The sequence below is a fragment of the Mucilaginibacter puniceus genome (assembly GCF_054783175.1).
Genome location: NZ_BAAGRB010000001.1, coordinates 808,509 through 826,289, shown reverse-complemented (window position 1 = coordinate 826,289; position 17,781 = coordinate 808,509). Strand labels below are relative to the sequence as shown.

15 protein-coding genes are annotated in these 17,781 nt (G+C 34.9%); 9 read left to right on the top strand and 6 right to left on the bottom strand.

What is annotated here, in order from left to right; genetic code table 11:
• Positions 1-3: 3 nt before the first annotated feature.
• Both rfbD and ACYVJ6_RS03900 read right to left on the bottom strand, forming a co-directional pair.
• Entirely contained in the window at positions 4-867 is an 864-nt protein-coding gene (gene rfbD / locus ACYVJ6_RS03905; RefSeq protein ID WP_460692717.1) for a dTDP-4-dehydrorhamnose reductase, read from the bottom strand.
• Positions 864-1,697 (bottom strand): 2OG-Fe(II) oxygenase, encoded by an 834-nt coding sequence (locus ACYVJ6_RS03900; protein ID WP_460692716.1) that lies wholly within the window; start codon positions 1,695-1,697, stop codon positions 864-866. The genes rfbD and ACYVJ6_RS03900 overlap by 4 nt, the downstream gene beginning before the upstream one ends.
• 94 nt (positions 1,698-1,791) lie before the next feature.
• Between ACYVJ6_RS03900 and ACYVJ6_RS03895 the strand changes: the two genes are divergently transcribed.
• The 6 genes from ACYVJ6_RS03895 to ACYVJ6_RS03870 are packed head-to-tail and all read left to right on the top strand — an operon-like array spanning position 1,792 to position 8,180.
• Positions 1,792-3,054, top strand: coding sequence for an oligosaccharide flippase family protein (locus ACYVJ6_RS03895; RefSeq protein WP_460692715.1), 1,263 nt, complete (start codon positions 1,792-1,794; stop codon positions 3,052-3,054).
• A complete protein-coding gene (locus ACYVJ6_RS03890) occupies positions 3,047-3,967 on the top strand; it encodes a glycosyltransferase family 2 protein (protein WP_460692714.1) in 921 nt (306 codons plus the stop codon). The genes ACYVJ6_RS03895 and ACYVJ6_RS03890 overlap by 8 nt, the downstream gene beginning before the upstream one ends.
• A 21-nt stretch (positions 3,968-3,988) precedes the next feature.
• Complete coding sequence (locus tag ACYVJ6_RS03885; protein WP_460692713.1) at positions 3,989-5,395, top strand: O-antigen ligase family protein; 1,407 nt, start codon at positions 3,989-3,991, stop codon at positions 5,393-5,395.
• Positions 5,373-6,089, top strand: coding sequence for an acyltransferase (locus tag ACYVJ6_RS03880; protein ID WP_460692712.1), 717 nt, complete (start codon positions 5,373-5,375; stop codon positions 6,087-6,089). Before ACYVJ6_RS03885 ends, ACYVJ6_RS03880 begins: the two co-directional genes overlap by 23 nt.
• Complete coding sequence (locus ACYVJ6_RS03875) at positions 6,089-7,048, top strand: GDP-mannose 4,6-dehydratase (protein WP_460692711.1); 960 nt, start codon at positions 6,089-6,091, stop codon at positions 7,046-7,048. The genes ACYVJ6_RS03880 and ACYVJ6_RS03875 overlap by 1 nt, the downstream gene beginning before the upstream one ends.
• 1 nt (position 7,049) lies before the next feature.
• Complete coding sequence (locus tag ACYVJ6_RS03870; RefSeq protein ID WP_460692710.1) at positions 7,050-8,180, top strand: glycosyltransferase family 4 protein; 1,131 nt, start codon at positions 7,050-7,052, stop codon at positions 8,178-8,180.
• Here the strand turns inward: ACYVJ6_RS03870 and ACYVJ6_RS03865 are convergent.
• The 3 genes from ACYVJ6_RS03865 to ACYVJ6_RS03855 form a co-directional block, all read right to left on the bottom strand.
• Positions 8,177-9,280: a glycosyltransferase family 4 protein gene (locus tag ACYVJ6_RS03865; protein WP_460692709.1), complete on the bottom strand. Its 1,104-nt coding sequence runs from the start codon at positions 9,278-9,280 to the stop codon at positions 8,177-8,179. The two genes, ACYVJ6_RS03870 and ACYVJ6_RS03865, sit on opposite strands and share 4 nt — an antisense overlap.
• A 15-nt stretch (positions 9,281-9,295) precedes the next feature.
• A complete protein-coding gene (locus ACYVJ6_RS03860) occupies positions 9,296-10,240 on the bottom strand; it encodes an SDR family oxidoreductase (protein WP_460692708.1) in 945 nt (314 codons plus the stop codon).
• Between the two features lie 258 nt (positions 10,241-10,498).
• Positions 10,499-11,134, bottom strand: coding sequence for a methyltransferase domain-containing protein (locus ACYVJ6_RS03855; RefSeq protein ID WP_460692707.1), 636 nt, complete (start codon positions 11,132-11,134; stop codon positions 10,499-10,501).
• Positions 11,135-11,396: 262 nt separating this feature from the next.
• On the opposite strand from ACYVJ6_RS03855, the gene ACYVJ6_RS03850 reads away from it, so the two are divergent.
• From ACYVJ6_RS03850 to ACYVJ6_RS03840, 3 genes are all read left to right on the top strand, one after another.
• Complete coding sequence (locus ACYVJ6_RS03850) at positions 11,397-12,653, top strand: glycosyltransferase family 4 protein (RefSeq protein WP_460692706.1); 1,257 nt, start codon at positions 11,397-11,399, stop codon at positions 12,651-12,653.
• Between the two features lie 113 nt (positions 12,654-12,766).
• The gene (locus ACYVJ6_RS03845; protein ID WP_460692705.1) at positions 12,767-15,094 is read left to right on the top strand and encodes an SLBB domain-containing protein; all 2,328 of its coding nucleotides are present in this window, start codon (positions 12,767-12,769) and stop codon (positions 15,092-15,094) included.
• A 2-nt stretch (positions 15,095-15,096) separates the two neighbouring features.
• Positions 15,097-16,167: a hypothetical protein gene (locus ACYVJ6_RS03840; RefSeq protein ID WP_460692704.1), complete on the top strand. Its 1,071-nt coding sequence runs from the start codon at positions 15,097-15,099 to the stop codon at positions 16,165-16,167.
• On the opposite strand, the gene ACYVJ6_RS03835 is transcribed toward ACYVJ6_RS03840, so the two are convergent.
• The gene (locus ACYVJ6_RS03835; RefSeq protein ID WP_460692703.1) at positions 16,150-17,781 is read right to left on the bottom strand and encodes a capsule assembly Wzi family protein; all 1,632 of its coding nucleotides are present in this window, start codon (positions 17,779-17,781) and stop codon (positions 16,150-16,152) included. The two genes, ACYVJ6_RS03840 and ACYVJ6_RS03835, sit on opposite strands and share 18 nt — an antisense overlap.

Here is a 17,781-nt window from a genome sequence, read left to right as displayed (position 1 = left end):
TAGTTATTGTTGTAATCTTTTGATACAAGCTATCAGGCTATCTCTCCAATAAGGTATTTCAATATTAAATGTTTGCTTTGCTTTACTTTTATCCATTACAGAGTAAGCAGGGCGCGTTGCTTTTGTCGGATACTCATCTGTACGAATTGGTATAGTTTTAACATCAGTTGATGATATATCAAATATGGCACGTGCGAAATCAAACCATGAGGCTACCCCTTCATTACTATAATGGTAAGTGCCGTACGCTTTGCTATTAACTTCAATGATATGCAAAATAAACGCGGCCAAATCAATGGCATAAGTTGGTGTACCTACCTGGTCGGCTATAATTTTAACTTCATCTTTATCGGCGCCCAGCTTAAGCATGGTTTTAACAAAATTATTTCCATATTCAGAATACAGCCATCCGGTACGAATGATAAAATAGTTAGGGAACATTGCCTCAATGGCTTTTTCGCCATCTAATTTAGTTTGACCATATATGCTTATAGGGTTAGCTTCATCGGTTTCAACGCGTGGTGTGGCTTTATCACCTTTAAAAACAAAATCAGTTGAAATATGAATCAAAATGGCTTTATACTTTTTGCACTGCAGCGATAGATTTCCGGCACCAATCACATTAACTCTGTGCGCTAAATCAGAATCTTCTTCCGCTTCATCAACAGCTGTATAAGCTGCGCAGTTAATTACATACGCAGGTTTATACTTTTCAAACACCTCGTTCAAAACATCTGTATCTAAAATATTAGCTTCTGATTCGATTGGAAAAATAATGTTATTTACGCCCTTATGTTCAGCCACACTTTTTATACAGTGCCCAAGTTGACCCGATGCTCCAAAAACAATTATGGAATTATTGTTCATTTATTGGTTCCTTTTACAACTCTTTTTATTGCTTTAAGTAAAAAAGGAGGTGTTACTTCATATATAAAATCTCTTACAGTCATCGGCTCTTTTATAACATCATCATTTAGGCCGGCACGATTAACAAACAGGGTACTGTGTGGCTTGTAGCTTATCTCGCTTTTGGGGCGGCCATTGCTGTAATAATATAGCGCTAATGATTTACGACTGCGATCAGGAGGACAGGTAAGCGGGTTAGGATGTCCGTGGTAAGAAAAATCAGTAGTTGAAAATATGGCTACCCGGTTAAATATAGGTAAAACCTTAGTTTCTGCTTTAGTCATTTTTTTATCCCATAATTCAAAATGCCCACCATAGCTTTCGTCCCAATCTTTATTTAAATATACTAATAGATTTATCCGTCGGTCCAATTTTAAATAATCATGCTTATTAAAATCAGCATGTACCTTTAACAAGCCTCCCGGTTTAATTTCATGATAACCGCCGCCTACAAAATACGGATCGGATATTAATTTTTCCTTTATGCCGGTAAGTTCCTGTAAAAATTCAAGCACCGGTTGTGAGTTCAGAAAATGAGCAAATGCTTTAGTCTTTTCACTAAAATATTTCTCGCCTTTGGCTTCAAATTTCTTTTCGTTTTGATTGTTATAAGTTATAACGTCCTGCTGTTTTGAAAGGTCCGGAAACTCGTCAGCTATTTGGCTTAAAAAATCTTCGTTAAAAAAATTATCTAACACAATACTTGGAAAAGGCTTCGCATTTACATACTCTTCATGCTTTTCTTTTCCAAATTGTTTAAGATCTTTAATATTAGGATTTAGATAATTCATTTATTTTTCAATTGGTTTACGAAGATAATTATATTATACTTATTACTCAATTTTGTCTACAATTAAGCTAAATTTGGCTTTACAAAAAGCCAATTTGAAACAACGTATAAAAAAAACGCTAAATAAATTAAGGTCGACTAATATACTGTCGAATTTTTTCAATTTAAGCAGCATACAGGTTTCAAATATATTATTGCTACTTATTACCATACGTTTAATAAATGGTAAAGTTGGGTTTGAAGGGTTTGGCATAATTACAAACGCATACAGATTTTCAATTCTTGCGGGCGGAATTATCAATTATGGCACAGTACAGTCAGGTGTAAGAGATACAGCCTTTAATTTTAATGATTCAAAAAAACTAAGTGCTGTATTTTACAATACAGTATTTATCAGGTTATTGATATTCTCTCTATTTCTGGTCGGAATGATTGTTTCATATTGGTTAGCTATAGATGATTATAGTTATATTTTGCTATCAACTCCAATAGTTTTAGCCGAAGTAATTAATCCTCTTTGCTTTTATATAGGCATTGAAAAAATAAAAACTTTTAATGTTTGTAATATGGCAGCAAATATAACTGCGGTTTTGGCTATAATGCTTTTCATAAAAGGCCCCGGTGATGCGCCTTGGGTTAATTTTATTTTAGGCACAAGTAATATTATTATTTATGCGGGTTTATTAATATATTTTGCTTTCCGGTATAAGTTACGCTTTCACATTCCGGCAAAAAGCGACATAATAAAAATAGGAAAGAATAATTTTTATCTTACCGTAAATAGCCTATCTGCTAATCTGCAGCAATCCATAATTATATTTGCATTAAATTACAGTGATTCAATTTTGCTGGGTGCTTATGCTTTAAGCGATAGGATAATCGGGCAGTGCAGAAATTTACTTAATTTGGTTGTAAATGCGGTTTATCCGCATGCAGCTACAATTTATCAGCAAAACACAGCGTTTTGGGATGCTTACCGGAAAAAATCAAAATACTTATTTGCAGGTGTATTTTTAATTGGGGCTATTTTAATATATATATTTGCTGATTTAATAATATATACTCTATCAACAAAACATGATGCTAATGCAATGATGATATTAAGGATAATGGCATTTGTACCTGTTATATCAGCATTAAATGTTTTTAGCATGCTTGATATGTTATTAAAAAACAACAATATTGCCATATTTAAAATTGCAATAATTTTAATTGTTATAGCACCCTTAACGGCATTGCTTTTAGTTGGCATTGGCAAAAACACCCTGCTTGTTGCAATCTTTACACTTATTGTTGAGGCAAGCGCATGGGCCATGTATGAGTATGTTATTATAAAATCATATAAACAAAATGCCTAAACCGGTTGCACTTATATTACTTAACTGGAATACGCCTGTGCATACCGCAAATTGCATTGCATCATTACAGCAATACTGTAATGAGCAGTACTTTGATATCATTGTGGTTGATAACGGGTCAACGGATAATTCAATAACTATACTCAAGGCTCAATACCCCGATCTGATATATATTGAAAATGGCGAAAATCTTGGCTTTGCTGAAGGAAACAACAGGGGAATTGAATATAGTATAGCCCATGATTATCCTTATTCATTAGTATTAAATACTGATACCCTGGTTGATGAAGATATAGTTGTTAAATTAAGCGATCATTTAAATAATCACCCTGAAGCTGCTGCAGTGCAGCCGGCCATATTTTGGCTGCATGATAAAACTAAAATATGGAACGGCAAAGGTGGTTTTAATCAGTTGCTGGGCATAACATTTACCGGTAAAAATATCCCACAGGCTACAGACGAATTTGAAGTTGCACAATGGGTAACAGGTTGCTGTATGCTTTTAAGAAATTCGGCCCTGGTAAAAACAGGGTTATTTAACAAAGAGTTTTTTTTATACTATGAGGATGTTGAGCTATCCTACAGGTTAAGAGACCGTACCTATGAAGTACATTATTTGCCATCATGTAAAATGTACCATGAAGCTGGTGTGTCTGCACAAGTAGGCGCTCCGGCAAAAGAAGGCTTTTTAAGTCCTGTCATTCATTACTACATCAGCAGGAACCGTATATGGTTTTTGCGTAACTATGGCAACGTATTTTATTATCCTGTATATATTATAACCAGTGCCATATATTATTTAGCGTTATGGATTTATTTTATATTAAAAGGACGTAATAAAAAAGCCCAATTTTTATTTAAAGGAGTAAAGGAAGGGCTTTTTGCCCCTAAAAACTTAATTTGGCCTAAATAACAATTATAAGTATCAATAAGCATGTTATTCATATTTCCACTCTTTTACATAGTTTCTTTTTATATCGCATTAAAAGAGATATATAAGGGTAAAAATGATGGCATACTCACATTTATAATATTTGGCATCTCTGTATATTTTACAGCTATGTCTGTATCTTTTGATCTTGGATTAAAAACCTTTATCCCGTATTTACAGTCATTTAAAGAGCTATTAATCATTATTGCCCTGGGTGCAACCCTGTTCAGTTTAAGAGTTAGGCCAAGATTTCATTTAATTGATTATATCATACTTGTATTTTTGCTTTATCTTACGCTATTTGCGTTATTACCCATTGGCGAACAGGGGCTTGTTAACCGTTTATTGGCTTTAAAAAGCACCTCATTTTTTGTATTGGTTTATTTTATCGGGCGGTTTATTGATCCCAAAACCGTGTATGTAAATAAGTATTTTAACTATGTAATATTATTAACCATTGCAGCAGCTACAGTAACACTTATTGAAGCAGCTACTCATACCCCACTGCCTACCATATCGGGTTTTTTTGAGTACAGCTATTATTTTTTAAACCTTGACACTGGTGGTGACTATGGTTTAGGCGCCATGTTCAATTCTGATAGTGGCCTGATGCGTTATCCAAGCTTTTTTACCAGCCCGCTTGAACACGCTGGGGCTACTTTACTTGCTTTATCAATAATTTTAGGATTATATACCAGGGATGATAACAAATTTGCCTTTAGCAACCTTAGTATACTTGCCCTGGGGGCTACAGTTATATCTATGATCCTTTCATTTTCAAGAGCGCCAATGGTAAGTTATTGCATCATTTTATATGTGTATGCACTTATTACCAATAAAAAAATGATAGTTAACACTATTCATACCAGTTTTGCAATAGCAGGCCTGTATATTATATATCTATTGGTACAATTTGAAAGAACAAATAACAATATCATGTCACTTGTTCTTAATACTATAGATTTTAGTGATCCATCAAGCGTGGGACATTTAGCACAGTGGGCAGAGGGCCTGGCAGCAATAATCCAAAATCCATTTGGCTTAGGCTTAGGAACATCAGGAAGAGTAGGTGCCAGTGCGGGGGGGAATACAGGGGGAGAAAATCAATATATTATACTGGCTGTGCAAGCTGGGATAATAGCCGCTATTTTATATCTGTCAATAATTATTATGTTTTTTAAAACAAGCATAAAATGGTTGCCACATTTAAAAGGAAAAGAAAGAAAGGTTTGTTTGGCTGTTTTATTGATAAAAACCGGGCTTTTCTTATCCAGCCTAACGTCTGAAATTGAGTCGTCAACTTATTTATCATATATGAACTGGTTTTTATCTGGTTTATTAATTAGTATAATTACACAAGCAAGTACCAAACAATTATCCGTATACGATGGTCATAGAGAAAATAATTAGAAAGCTCAAAAGTGATCCTAATTATAAATGGGAATCGGCTTACACAACCAGGGATATGCTTTGTGTTGGCCTAAACAGATCTGTACAAGTTTTAAGAGGTTTGTTATTGAAGCCTTTTTTAAAGCAATCGGTTGGGCTGGTGTTTGTAGGCAGAAATGTTATAGTAAGGCACGGTTATCAACTATCAGCCGGAAAAAATTTAATATTGGAAGACAATGTAAGTATAAATGCCTTGTCCTTTAATGGTATTATATTAGGCGATCATGTTTCAATAGCCAGAGATTCTATATTATTTTGCACTGGTGTGATAGCCCAAAAGGGTACTGGAATAATAATTGGTAACCGTACCGGTATAAGTGCCCGCGCATACCTGGCCGGACAAGGTGGCATTACCATTGGCGATGATGTTATTATGGGGCCAAATGTTCAAATTTTTTCAGAAAATCATGCCTTTGCCGATACCAATAAGAACATTAAAGATCAAGGTGTGATAAAACAAGCGGTTAAAGTTGGCAACAATTGCTGGATTGGTGGCGGGACCACTATTTTAGCCGGGGTTACATTAGGTGATGGATGTGTGGTTGCTGCCGGAAGCGTGGTAAATAAATCCTTTCCTGAAAATACGGTAATGGGTGGTGTACCTGCAAAAGCTATTAAAAGTCGTTCAGACGCAAATAAAATTACAGGCAATTAATGAAAACAGCAATTATTACAGGTATAACAGGGCAAGATGGTGCATACCTTGCACAACTACTAATTAATGAAAACTATAAAGTGGTTGGATTAACACGTAGCTACAACAACTTTAATAACAGTGGTTTAAAATATCTTAAGATTGACCATAAAATTATTATCGAAGAATGCGACCTGTTAGATTTTTCGAGCATTATAAAAATATTACTAAAATATAAACCTGATGAGTTTTACAATTTAGCTGCACAAAGTTCGGTTGGTATGTCATTTGAGCAACCAATAGGCACTATAAACTATAACACGCAATCTGTACTTAATATACTTGAAAGCATACGTCTGTTAACACTTGATACTAAAGTTTACCAGGCATCAAGCAGCGAAATGTTTGGGCAGGTAGCATCATTACCTGTTAGCGAGATCACACCTTTACACCCTTTAAGCCCTTATGCCATATCAAAAGCCTCTGGTTATTGGATAGGAATAAACTACCGCGAATCATACGGGGTGCATTGTGTTAATGGTATACTTTTTAACCACGAATCTTTTTTACGCGGTTCAAATTATTTTGTAAAAAAGGTTATTAAAACCTCATTAGATATAAAAAACAACAGAACAGAATCTTTAAGTGTGGGTAATATTGATGTGAAAAGAGATTTTGGCTTTGCTCCTGATTATGTAAGGGCTATGTGGTTATCATTACAGCAAACTAAAGCCGAAGATTATTTAATATGCTCAGGAAAATCAATTTATCTAAGAGACATTATTAGTTATGTTTTTGAATACTTAAGCATTAGTAAAAACAAATTAATCGAGGACCCACTCTTATTTAGGCCAACTGATATTAATGATATGTATGGAGATAATAAAAAAGCCAAAACCTTACTTAATTGGGAATATAACAAATCCTTTTTTGATGTTTTGGATGTCTTGATTGAAGAAGAAAGAAAAAACTATCATTAATATGCATAAGCCTTTAAAAATAGCAATTGATATCCGTTTTTTGCGTGTAGCTCAAACCGGCTCTCGCACCTATCTTGAAGAAATATGCAATGAATTAAAAAAAATAAACAGCAATGAATTTCATTTCTATTTTTTAGATAGCAACTTGCCTATTTATACCGGCAATAATAAAATTTTTAGATGGCTTGAATATTTAAGGGGCCAGGTATGGAAACAAGTAATATTACCAGTTAAGGCATTTTTAAAAGGCAGCGACGTTGTTTTTTGCGCTGACGAATGTGTGCCCTTTATACACTTGGGATATAAAACTGTTCAAGCAATACATGACGCTTTTTTGTTTGAATCACCGCAAAATTATGGCAAATTATGGCTATGGTTATATTTACACACTGCTATTCCGGCTGCAAAAAGGTCGTCTTTTATAGTTACACTAACACCTTGGTCAAAAAAACAACTTCATTACTACACGGGCATCCCTGAAAACAAACTAATAGTTGTATCTCCGGGTGGCAAAAATTTTCATAATATAACTGGTAACAATGACTCCAAGAATATATTAGAAAAATACTCATTAAGCACCGGCAATTATATATTGCATACAGGGGCTGTTTTTAAACGAAAAAATATTCCCGCGTTAGTTAAAGCATTCGCTAAATTGAAAAGCCACGGACACCAGCAATTAAAACTTGTACTAGCCGGCCCTGTTGCGATAAGTAAAGCCGAAAGTGATTATGAGGTAATTATAGGTGCTATTAACGATGCAAACCTACAAAACGATGTTGTTCTTACAGGTCATTTGAGTAACGCCGAATTAAGTAGTATTTATCAAAATGCCTTAATGTATGTGTTCCCTTCTACAAATGAAGGATTTGGTATACCTATATTGGAAGCATTTAATTATAATTTACCGGTTTTGGTAGCTAATAACACCTGTTTGCCCGAGGTTGGCGGCGATGCAGTTGTCAGTTTTGATCCGTTTGATATTGACGATATGGCAAGAAAAATCAAGACTGTTTTAGATGACGAAAAATTACGTAATGAAATGATTAATAAAGGACAGCAACGTTTAACTAATTATTCATGGCATAAAACAGCCATACAGTTAATAGAAGTTTTTAAAAAAACTGTTTAACTATTTAAAAAAACCTCAACATGCTCATCCGTCACTGTTTCCCAATTAAATGCACTCAAGGCCCGTTTGTAGGCCATTTGAGCAAGGCTCAGCATTTCGGAGTAATTATTCTCGCAAAAATTAATTTCCTCTGTTAACGAGTCTATATTCCCTTTTTTAAATTTGCGCGCAGTATTTAAAACAGCATACTCATTCTCTTCAATATCGCTTACAATCATTGGCACGTTTAAACCCATTACAGTTAATACAACCGGCGATAATCCCTCCACATCTGATGGCTGAATATAGCAATAGGCGTTAGACATTAATACATTCACATCATCACCATAAACATATCCCGGAAAAAACACTTGGTTACTGGCCATATCCATTATTTGCTTTTCGTAGGATGATGGGTTAGGTGAGCCGCCAATTAAAACCAATTTTTTATCGGTACACGCATTTTTAAATGCCGGTATTAAATAATGCAAGCCCTTATCAGGAATAAATCGCCCTACAAATAAATAATAACCGCCTTTTTGAAGGTCAAGTTTTTGCAAAATACTTGTATCTGCATCGCTTGGTTCAACCTCACTGCCAAAAGGGATAAATTTAAATGTTTTATTAAATTTATTTTCAAAAAGCTTCTTGGCAATAACATTATCAAATATTACTTCGTTAGGTATGTAAGCTGTAATAAATGACGATATCTTAAGATACAATTTGGCATACCATACCCATTTATCTCGTTTCCAATCAACCCCATCCTGGCTTATAAATACCTTTTTACCAAACAAACGCAGTGGTAATGCCCAAATACTATTGCCACCGTTTTGTATATGTACAATATCGGCGGTGTTATTAACAATAATATCAAAAGTACATTTTAAGGAATGCAAAAGGGTGTCAAACCCTTTTTTAGACGTAGTTTTAAATGTCTTGATTTTTACACCTTTGTAATCAGTAACATTTACAAAAACATCCGGATACCTGCGATTATAAGCCGTAACGGTGTGGCCCCTTTTTACCAGTCGCGGAAATAGTTCAAGAGCAAATTTATCAGCTCCGGCCGCTCCATTTGCTGGGGGAATTGACCTAAAGCCAAAGGCTGCAATACGCATTATTAAAAATATGTATTATTGGGCAATGATGTCTTCTTTAGTACGATTAATATTGTTTTCCTTTAAGTAATCCATATAATAATCACTAATGTATTCATGTAATGCAACTTTCCAATCGCGCATTATATTCATGTTTCTCAGCTCAAGCTTTTTATTAATCAAACGCTCTGAAGGTGGCCTTGGAGCAAAATAAGTGTCCTTAAAATAACTTGAGGTTACTTCATGAAATGTAACCTTATCCTCAAGGTCCAATATTTTCACCAATTCTTCCGCAACTTCACGTCTGCTGGTTTCGCCATTACATACCAGGTTATATAGGCCCCAATATTCCCGCTCTAAAATAAGTTTAACATTTTTAGCAAAATCAACAGTAAACGTCGGGGTGCCATCTTTGTCATTAACAATGTGCAAATTGCGCTTTCCGGTGGCTAATTGCTTAATAATTTTATTAATAAATTTTTTGTCTTTATCCGGTCCACCACCCATCATCCAGCCTGCACGGCAAATAATATAACGCTTAGCGTTTTCACGTACATAACGTTCGCCCATATATTTTGAACGGGCATAGTGTCCTAACGGATTGGGCTCATCCCAATCATCATAAAAATCTTTTGTGCCATCAAATATCCCGGCTGTACTAATATATAACAACGGGATATCTAAATTATTAGCTATGAAAACAGCATTTTCAACTGCTGTTGTATTAGTTAAATAAGTATCGTCTAAATTTAACTCGCAAAATTCAAGATCAGTGTAAGCACCTAAATGAAACAAATAATCAGGCTTGTAGTCATACACATCCTTTTTATATTTTTCAAAATCACGAAAGTCTAAAAAACTTAACCACTTTTCATTTACATCCTTATCTGTACATTTAACCTCGTAATCATCTTTAAATATGCGGTAAAAAGCTTCTCCAAGCATACCTCCCGCACCAGCAATATAAATTTTTTTTTTCATATGTAGATAATAGTGCTACCGTCAGTCAGTAGAGTATTACGATAGTACAAACCTTTTTAAAAACGACTTTTAAATCTCTCAAATTTAGCATATTTTGCTTCACAATCGTTGATATTATTAAAAAATTGCAACCAAAACCAAAATTACTAATATAAATGCCAATTAATCGGGCATCATTTTACAAACACAGAAGATTTAAATATGTTTTAAACATCACCATAAATTAAAAAACCATAGGGAAATATTTTCAGATATTGCTTATTGCTTTACAATTAAAACAAAATCCATTGTCATAAAAAATTTCCTATTACGTTTTATAATATAATTCTTAACATTAAGAGTTCGCAGCATTTTTTCAACATCGCTCACGCTTAACAAATTCATGTAATCTCCGGCCGCCCAACCCTTACCTATTAAAGGTAATATTTTGTCGAAATAACTTTTAGGTAAAAAATGCAAAAACGGCAACCTGGTATGAACCTCAATAGGAAACCACCTATTAGGTGTAGTAATGAATATAGTTTTACTTGTGCGTAATAACTCGCTCAAAAAAAGTAATTGGCTATCATAATCACCTACGTGTTCAATTACTGCGTTTGACCATGCGATATCAAATTCCTTGTTAGCAAAAGGAAAATATTTTCCATCATAATTAATTAAAGTAATTTGAGGAAAATTTTTTTTAAAATTTGGTGCATCTTCAATACTAAGTGCCGTAATATTCTCCTTATATGGATAATGTTTTTCTAAAAAGTTAACACCCGAATAAGCATCATCTTCAGTAATACCTACGTCTAAAATTTTAGAATCTTTACCTGGCTGTATTTGATCAAGAAAATATTGATATTTTTTTTGCCTGTTTTTTACAGAAATATTAATAGCCAAATTTTTCAAGAAGCTTTTCAGCATAATAACTATAGGTAGTACTTTGTAACCAAAGCTCCAAATATAACCATTTGTTTGATTTTGATAGTACAATTGAGCCTACGGATAAAAAACAATGTATACTACATTTATTTATACATATAACTACCAGTTACATTATTAAATAGTAACTTTAACCTATTTTTGCTAAATAGGTGCTCGGTAAAAAAATAAAATCAATAATTAAAATAGGTGGTGATAAAATCGCATAACTTATGTTAGTTTTTTCTAAATGAATATTCTTGTTGTAAACTGGGCATGGTACCCAACCGGAGGAGATTGGACATACGTTGAAAATGTAGTAAATATTTACCAGCAACAGGGGCATACGGTTATACCTTTTTCAATGAAAGATGAAAGGAATTTACCAACCGCTTATAGTGAATATTTCATAGAAAACATTGATTATAAAAAGGTTAATAAAAACAGCATAGCTGATGGCGTTAAAGTAGTAATGAAAAGTATCTACTCGCATGAAGCCATGAATAAACTTGCCAGGCTTCTTGAAGATGTCCATATAGATTTTGCACATATTAACGTTATCCATCATTACATTACTCCTGTCATTTTAAAAATATTAAAGCAAAAAAACATCCCCATTATTTGGACACTACATGAATATACTCCAATTTGTCCTGATAGTATTTTTGTAAGCCACGGAGAAATTTGCGAACGGTGCTTTGGAGGTAAATTTTATAATTGCATAACTCACTCCTGCAAAAAGGGCTCCTATCTGGCAAGTACTGTTGCAGCATTAGAAAACTATGTGCACAAGTACCTTAATTATTATAAATATGTAGATTATTATGTTTGCCCGTCTGTTTTCCAATATGAAAAATATAAGCAATTTGGTTTTTTTAAAGAGAAGCTGGTTCAATTATATCATGGATACGACTATTCTGCAATTGAACAAGCTAAGCTAATTCCAATACATGATGAAGAGCGCTATATAGTATTTGTAGGCCGGCTTGAAAAAATAAAAGGGATTAAAACGTTATTAAAGGCTATGCTAAGCAACCCCAATATCAATCTAAAAGTTGTGGGAAGTGGTTTACAAGAGGACGAATTGAAAGCATTTAAAGAAGATAACAACCTAAATAATGTTACCTTTTTGGGTAAAAAAAGCAAACAAGAGGTTTTACAAATAGTTAATGGTGCCGAATTTTTAATATGCCCCTCAGAGTGTTATGAGGTTTTAGGGTTTACCGTAGTTGAAGCCATGGCGCTAAGTAAACCTGTAATAGGCGCTGCAATTGGTGGCATACCCGAAATGGTTATTAATAACAATACCGGTTTGCTATTTGAGCCTGGTAATGCACAACAACTGGCAGCATGCATTCAGTTATTGTATACTAACAAATCATTAATTGGTACAATGGGCAATAATGCCTATCAGCATATTCGTCAGTTAATTAATAACGAACAGCATTTTAGGGGCTTACAAAGGCTTATCCCTTCGTTATATGAAGTTAAACCATTACCATTATAAGTTGTTAGATGGCCAACATGACACCGCATTTTACCAACTTAGCCTTAATACTACTTATGGCATTTCCAATGATATAATATTTTATATTTGTAACAATTAGTAAATCAATTTGCATGCGAATTAAATACATCATATACTTTTTATTTTTTGTCTTAACAGCTTCTTCAGGACCAGCTTTTGCACAGGAAATATCTTTAAATAATATTCAGAATTTAAAGGTAGAGCAAGCCAGCGATGAAGACATAACTAAATATTGGGAAAAGCTACAAGATTCTGGCCTGTCTGAACAGGAAGCCTATAAATTAATGGCTGCACAAGGTGTTGCGCCAGATCAAATTCAAGCGTTTAAAGACCGTGTTGCTTTATTAGGATTAAAAAACAAAACGTCTAAAACCTCCACCAAAATTGTAGAGAAAAAAACGGAAGATTATACCAGAAACGTTAATGATACTGTTATCAAACCACAACCATTACCACAGCAGACAAGGCCCGGTTTAACTGTTTTTGGTACAGATTTCTTTACCCAATCTGCCGTTAAATTTGAACCAAACTCAACCATGGCTACACCTAAAGGATATGTTTTGGGCCCCGGCGATGAAGTATTGGTATTAGTAACCGGGTTGAATGAAACGGTAGTGCGCACTAAAGTTAGTCCTGATGGTAATATACAAATACCTAATGCCGGTTTAGTTTATGTCAACGGCTTTACTATTGAGCAGGCAACTACGTTAATAAAAAACAAACTTGCTAAAGTTTATCCTGCTTTAAATTCTGGGCAAACACGTTTAGATGTTAATTTGGGAAATACTCGTAGCATCAAAATAACTATTGTTGGCGAAGTAAAAACACCGGGATCATATACACTTTCATCCCTTTCTACTTTTTTTAATGCCTTATATCCTTCTGGGGGGCCAACTGCCAATGGTTCATTAAGAAACATCAGGCTTATACGTAATAACAAAGTATATAAAATTGTTGATTTTTATACCTTTTTACTTAATGGATTGCAAGATGGCAACATACGTCTTGAGGACCAAGATGTAATTGATATACCTGTTTATACCAAACGTGTGGCTATTACCGGTGAGGTAAAAAGGCCCGCGATTTACGAATTAAAGGATAATGAAAAACTAAGTGATCTGATAACCTATGCCGCAGGGTATACTGATATTGCCTATAAAGGTAATGCACGTATTGACCAGATAGGTACAATCGAGCGCGAAGTTAGAACAGTACCGGCCAATCTATTTGAAAATTATACCCCGCGTAATGGAGACAAGGTGCAAATAGACGCCATTACCAACCGCTACAGCAATAGAATTGTGCTGGAAGGCTCAGTATACAACCCTGGTCCTTTTGAGCTTACAGCAGGGCTTACTTTAAGTCAGCTGCTAAAAATTGCTCAGGGTTTAAGGCCTGATGCTTATACAGAACTGGGATATATTAAAAGAACACTTCCTAATTTAGATAAGGTTCAAATTTCCTTTAACCCGACCGATGTTATAGCCGGAAAAACTGATTATCCTTTGATGCGCGAAGACTCGGTTATCATATTAGGACGCGATATATTTGTAACTAACCAAAAAGTAATTATACGTGGTTTTGTTAAAAACCAAACAGTATTAACCTATCGCAAGGGATTAAAATTAACGGATGCTATTGCCATTGCCGGTGGCTTTGCAGATGAGGCTGCTGAACACCGGGTAGAAGTAAGCCGTGTTATAGAAAACGAAACCGATAGCGTAGCTAATCAATTGGTTAGAAACATAATTGTTGACATGCAAAGCACTACAGATCCGAACCGCGAGATGGAATTAAAACCATTGGATGTAGTTAACGTGCCCCGATTACCTAATTATCATACTTTAGGAACCATTAAGATTGAAGGCGAAGTGGTTTCTCCGGGAGATTTTGCTGTACAAAAACGGGATGAAACTGCTATTGAACTTTTGCAAAGAGCAGGGGGAGTAACACCTTATGGTTCTCTTGAAAACACGCAAATATACCGTAATGGTACACGCGTGAATCTGAAGTTAAGTTCTAATATGTCTAACGAGGACAAAAAAACTATGATATTATTGCCCGGTGATAGTATCTATGTGCCTCGGGTGATATCCTATGTAGAGATTGCAGGTTCAGTAAACAATCCGCAATATATAAGTTATAATGGCCGCCGCTTTAAATATTATATTAATGCAGTAGGTGGCGTTACTGAGAATGCGAGGCTTAAAGGGGCTTATATTAAATATCCTGATGGCTTAAGCAAGCCGGTTAGGCATTTCTTATTCTTCCGCAACTATCCTATAGTTAAACCCGGAAGCAAAATTGTAGTGCCAGAAAAATCACCTAGCAAAATAAAAATAGGAATTGGAGATTTGGGCGGTATTGCTGCCGCGTTAACTGCATTGGTAAGTATTATTGCTATTTTATCTAAAAAGTAATCATGAGTCAGGAAAATCTTCCCTATCCATATGAGCCTGAGTTCTCAATGAAAAAGCTTCTTAACGATAGATTTAATGATGCTAAATATGTTTTATCATTTAAAAAAATCATAGCTGCATTAGCCATTATTGGGGCTTTGGCAGGTGCGTTAACTGCCTGGTTATGGACACCAACCTATACAGCCAGGCTTACTTTTGTAATTGATGACTCCAAATCAAGCGGTGGTGGTGGTTTGTCTGCCCTTGCCGGAACTTTTGGAATAAATATGGATATATTAAGTGGCGGCAACGGCGTATTAGCTGGCGACAATGTACTTGAACTTGTTAAAAGCCAAAAACTTATTAAAGCCACCTTGTTAACTGCTTATGATAGTACACAAACCTTGGCAGACCGTTATGCAGCTGTAAATAAGCTTAATAAAAAGTGGCTAAAGTATAGCCCCGATGGTAAAATAACCCGCTTTCCTCTTGGCGGGATTAATAATACCCGACTACAGGATAGTTTATTGCACGAAATGTCTATTTTAATTCTGTCGGGCGAATTTGGAATAGCCAAACCTGATAAAAAACTAGGTTTTTTTGAAGTAAATACAACTATGAAAGATGAAAAGTTGGCTCTGCTTTTTTGTAATAGAATAATTAAACAAGCCACAGACTTTTTTATTGATACTAAAACAAAAAGATTGAAAAATAATATTAGCAGGTTACAAAACCGCGCTGATAGTATTGGTGCTATTTTAAATCGCAGAACTTTTTCATTGTCATCAGCCAATCAAAGTTTGTTAGATATAAACCCGGCTTATACCGCGCCCAGTGCTAATGTTGAAATAAAGGAGCGCGATAAAATTGTGCTATCAACTATATTTTCAGAAACAGTAAAAAACCTGGAATCAAGCAAATCTATGCTGGCCCAGGAAACCCCTACCGTACAAATTGTTGATGAACCAGAACTTCCCCTTAAAAGGAATAAACTTAAGTACTCCATAGCTATAGTAGGAGGAATTATTATAGGTTTTTTAATAGCTGTTTTTTATATTTTATTAACCCGTAAAAAACTAGAACCTGTAAGTTAAGCCTAATTCGCCATGGAAATTATATACATCATTATGTGGTATATAATATTGCCCGGGCACATAATTTTTCAAAATGAATTGATAGTTTAAAGATTTGATATGCTGTAATTTAGCATTAAACAATAAATTTTTATAATTCCATTCACCCTGTAGGCCAAAAGCAAAGTCAACCCATTTACGGCTATTACCATCAATATTATCTTTAGTACGGTCAACCTCGTGTTCATACCTGTCAAATGAAACCCCTATTCTTTTCAATCCGTGAACCCAACTAACATCTATAGACTGACTATTACCCCCGGGACCTATACCTGCACCTAAAATTTTACCTTTATTAGTATGACCAGCTAATACTTCAGCATGTGTGTACCAGCTTCCATGATTTTCTAGTATCCTATCTACAGATTGGGACAATTGAGTAATCTCCGCGTCAAATATAATATACTTGCTTTTTTCTCTAAGCGGAACCATTTTACGAAAACCAAATTGATAAGCCCTTGCAAGATCAGGCCTGTTTAGTAATTGCCTGATATCATATGAATTGTCATTGATTCCATATTCAAAATAAACCTCGGCTTTGGCATCAACAAATAGCCATCTGGTATAAACAGAGGTAATTTGATCGCGCGGTATAGGATCGCCAACACTATTTGTACTTGATTTTTGATACGGGTAAAAGAAAGGTACATATTCACCAAAAGTTTTAACATAATGACTATATGAATTAAATGTTCTGATTAACCCTAAAGTTAAGCCCGGCACCCATTTTGGATGATAATTAATATTCAACCCTGCAAAATACCTTGATTCCAGTGGATCAGGTGTATATACATTCGTCTCCTGTTGCAAACCTGAAGCCTTTAAATGACCGCCAATAACTTGCGCCTCAAAGTACCCTAAAAATGATTTTATTGGCTTTACCGTATTAAAAGTAACGTGTTTAAAACCAGGTGCATTATTACTCAATATTAATGAGTTACGTGTGCCCGGCCCCCACCATAAGCTCTCATTTGATAATCCTAATGATACCGGGCCCACAGTCAATCTGATACTGCTTTGACCCCAGGTTACTTGCTTATACGCAGTGTTTCCGAAACGAGTGGGTAAATCTATTCCTGAATAAGTTGTATAATTTGATCCCTCAAAATCTGGATTTTCGGCATAAACATACTCGGGTCGTAATTGAATACTTAACGGCCCAAATTTTAAATAAAAACCACCACTTACCATTGATTGATATCCCTTAGCAGGTATCATCGCTTCATCATTCCATCCATATGGATGGTGGCTATTGAATTGCTGTTGAATATGTACAGGTAGTAACTGAAAAGAACCCAACCTTTTAGCAAATGAAACCGGCTCAACATTGATCCAATTATCATTTTTCAAAGTACTGTCAGGATCATAAATATTCTTCTTGAATTTTGAATCAGGATGAACTGGTCGTACGGTAAACGAAATATTTGGATCTACCTCGCCTAATAACTGCATTCTTCTGTAATAGTCTTCAAACGCAGGTGTGCCCACCGGGATAGATTGGCCATTTACATTGGTTTTAAACAACAAACAGGCAATTACCCCTAGTATGGTTGATATAAAATATACCCTTTTCAT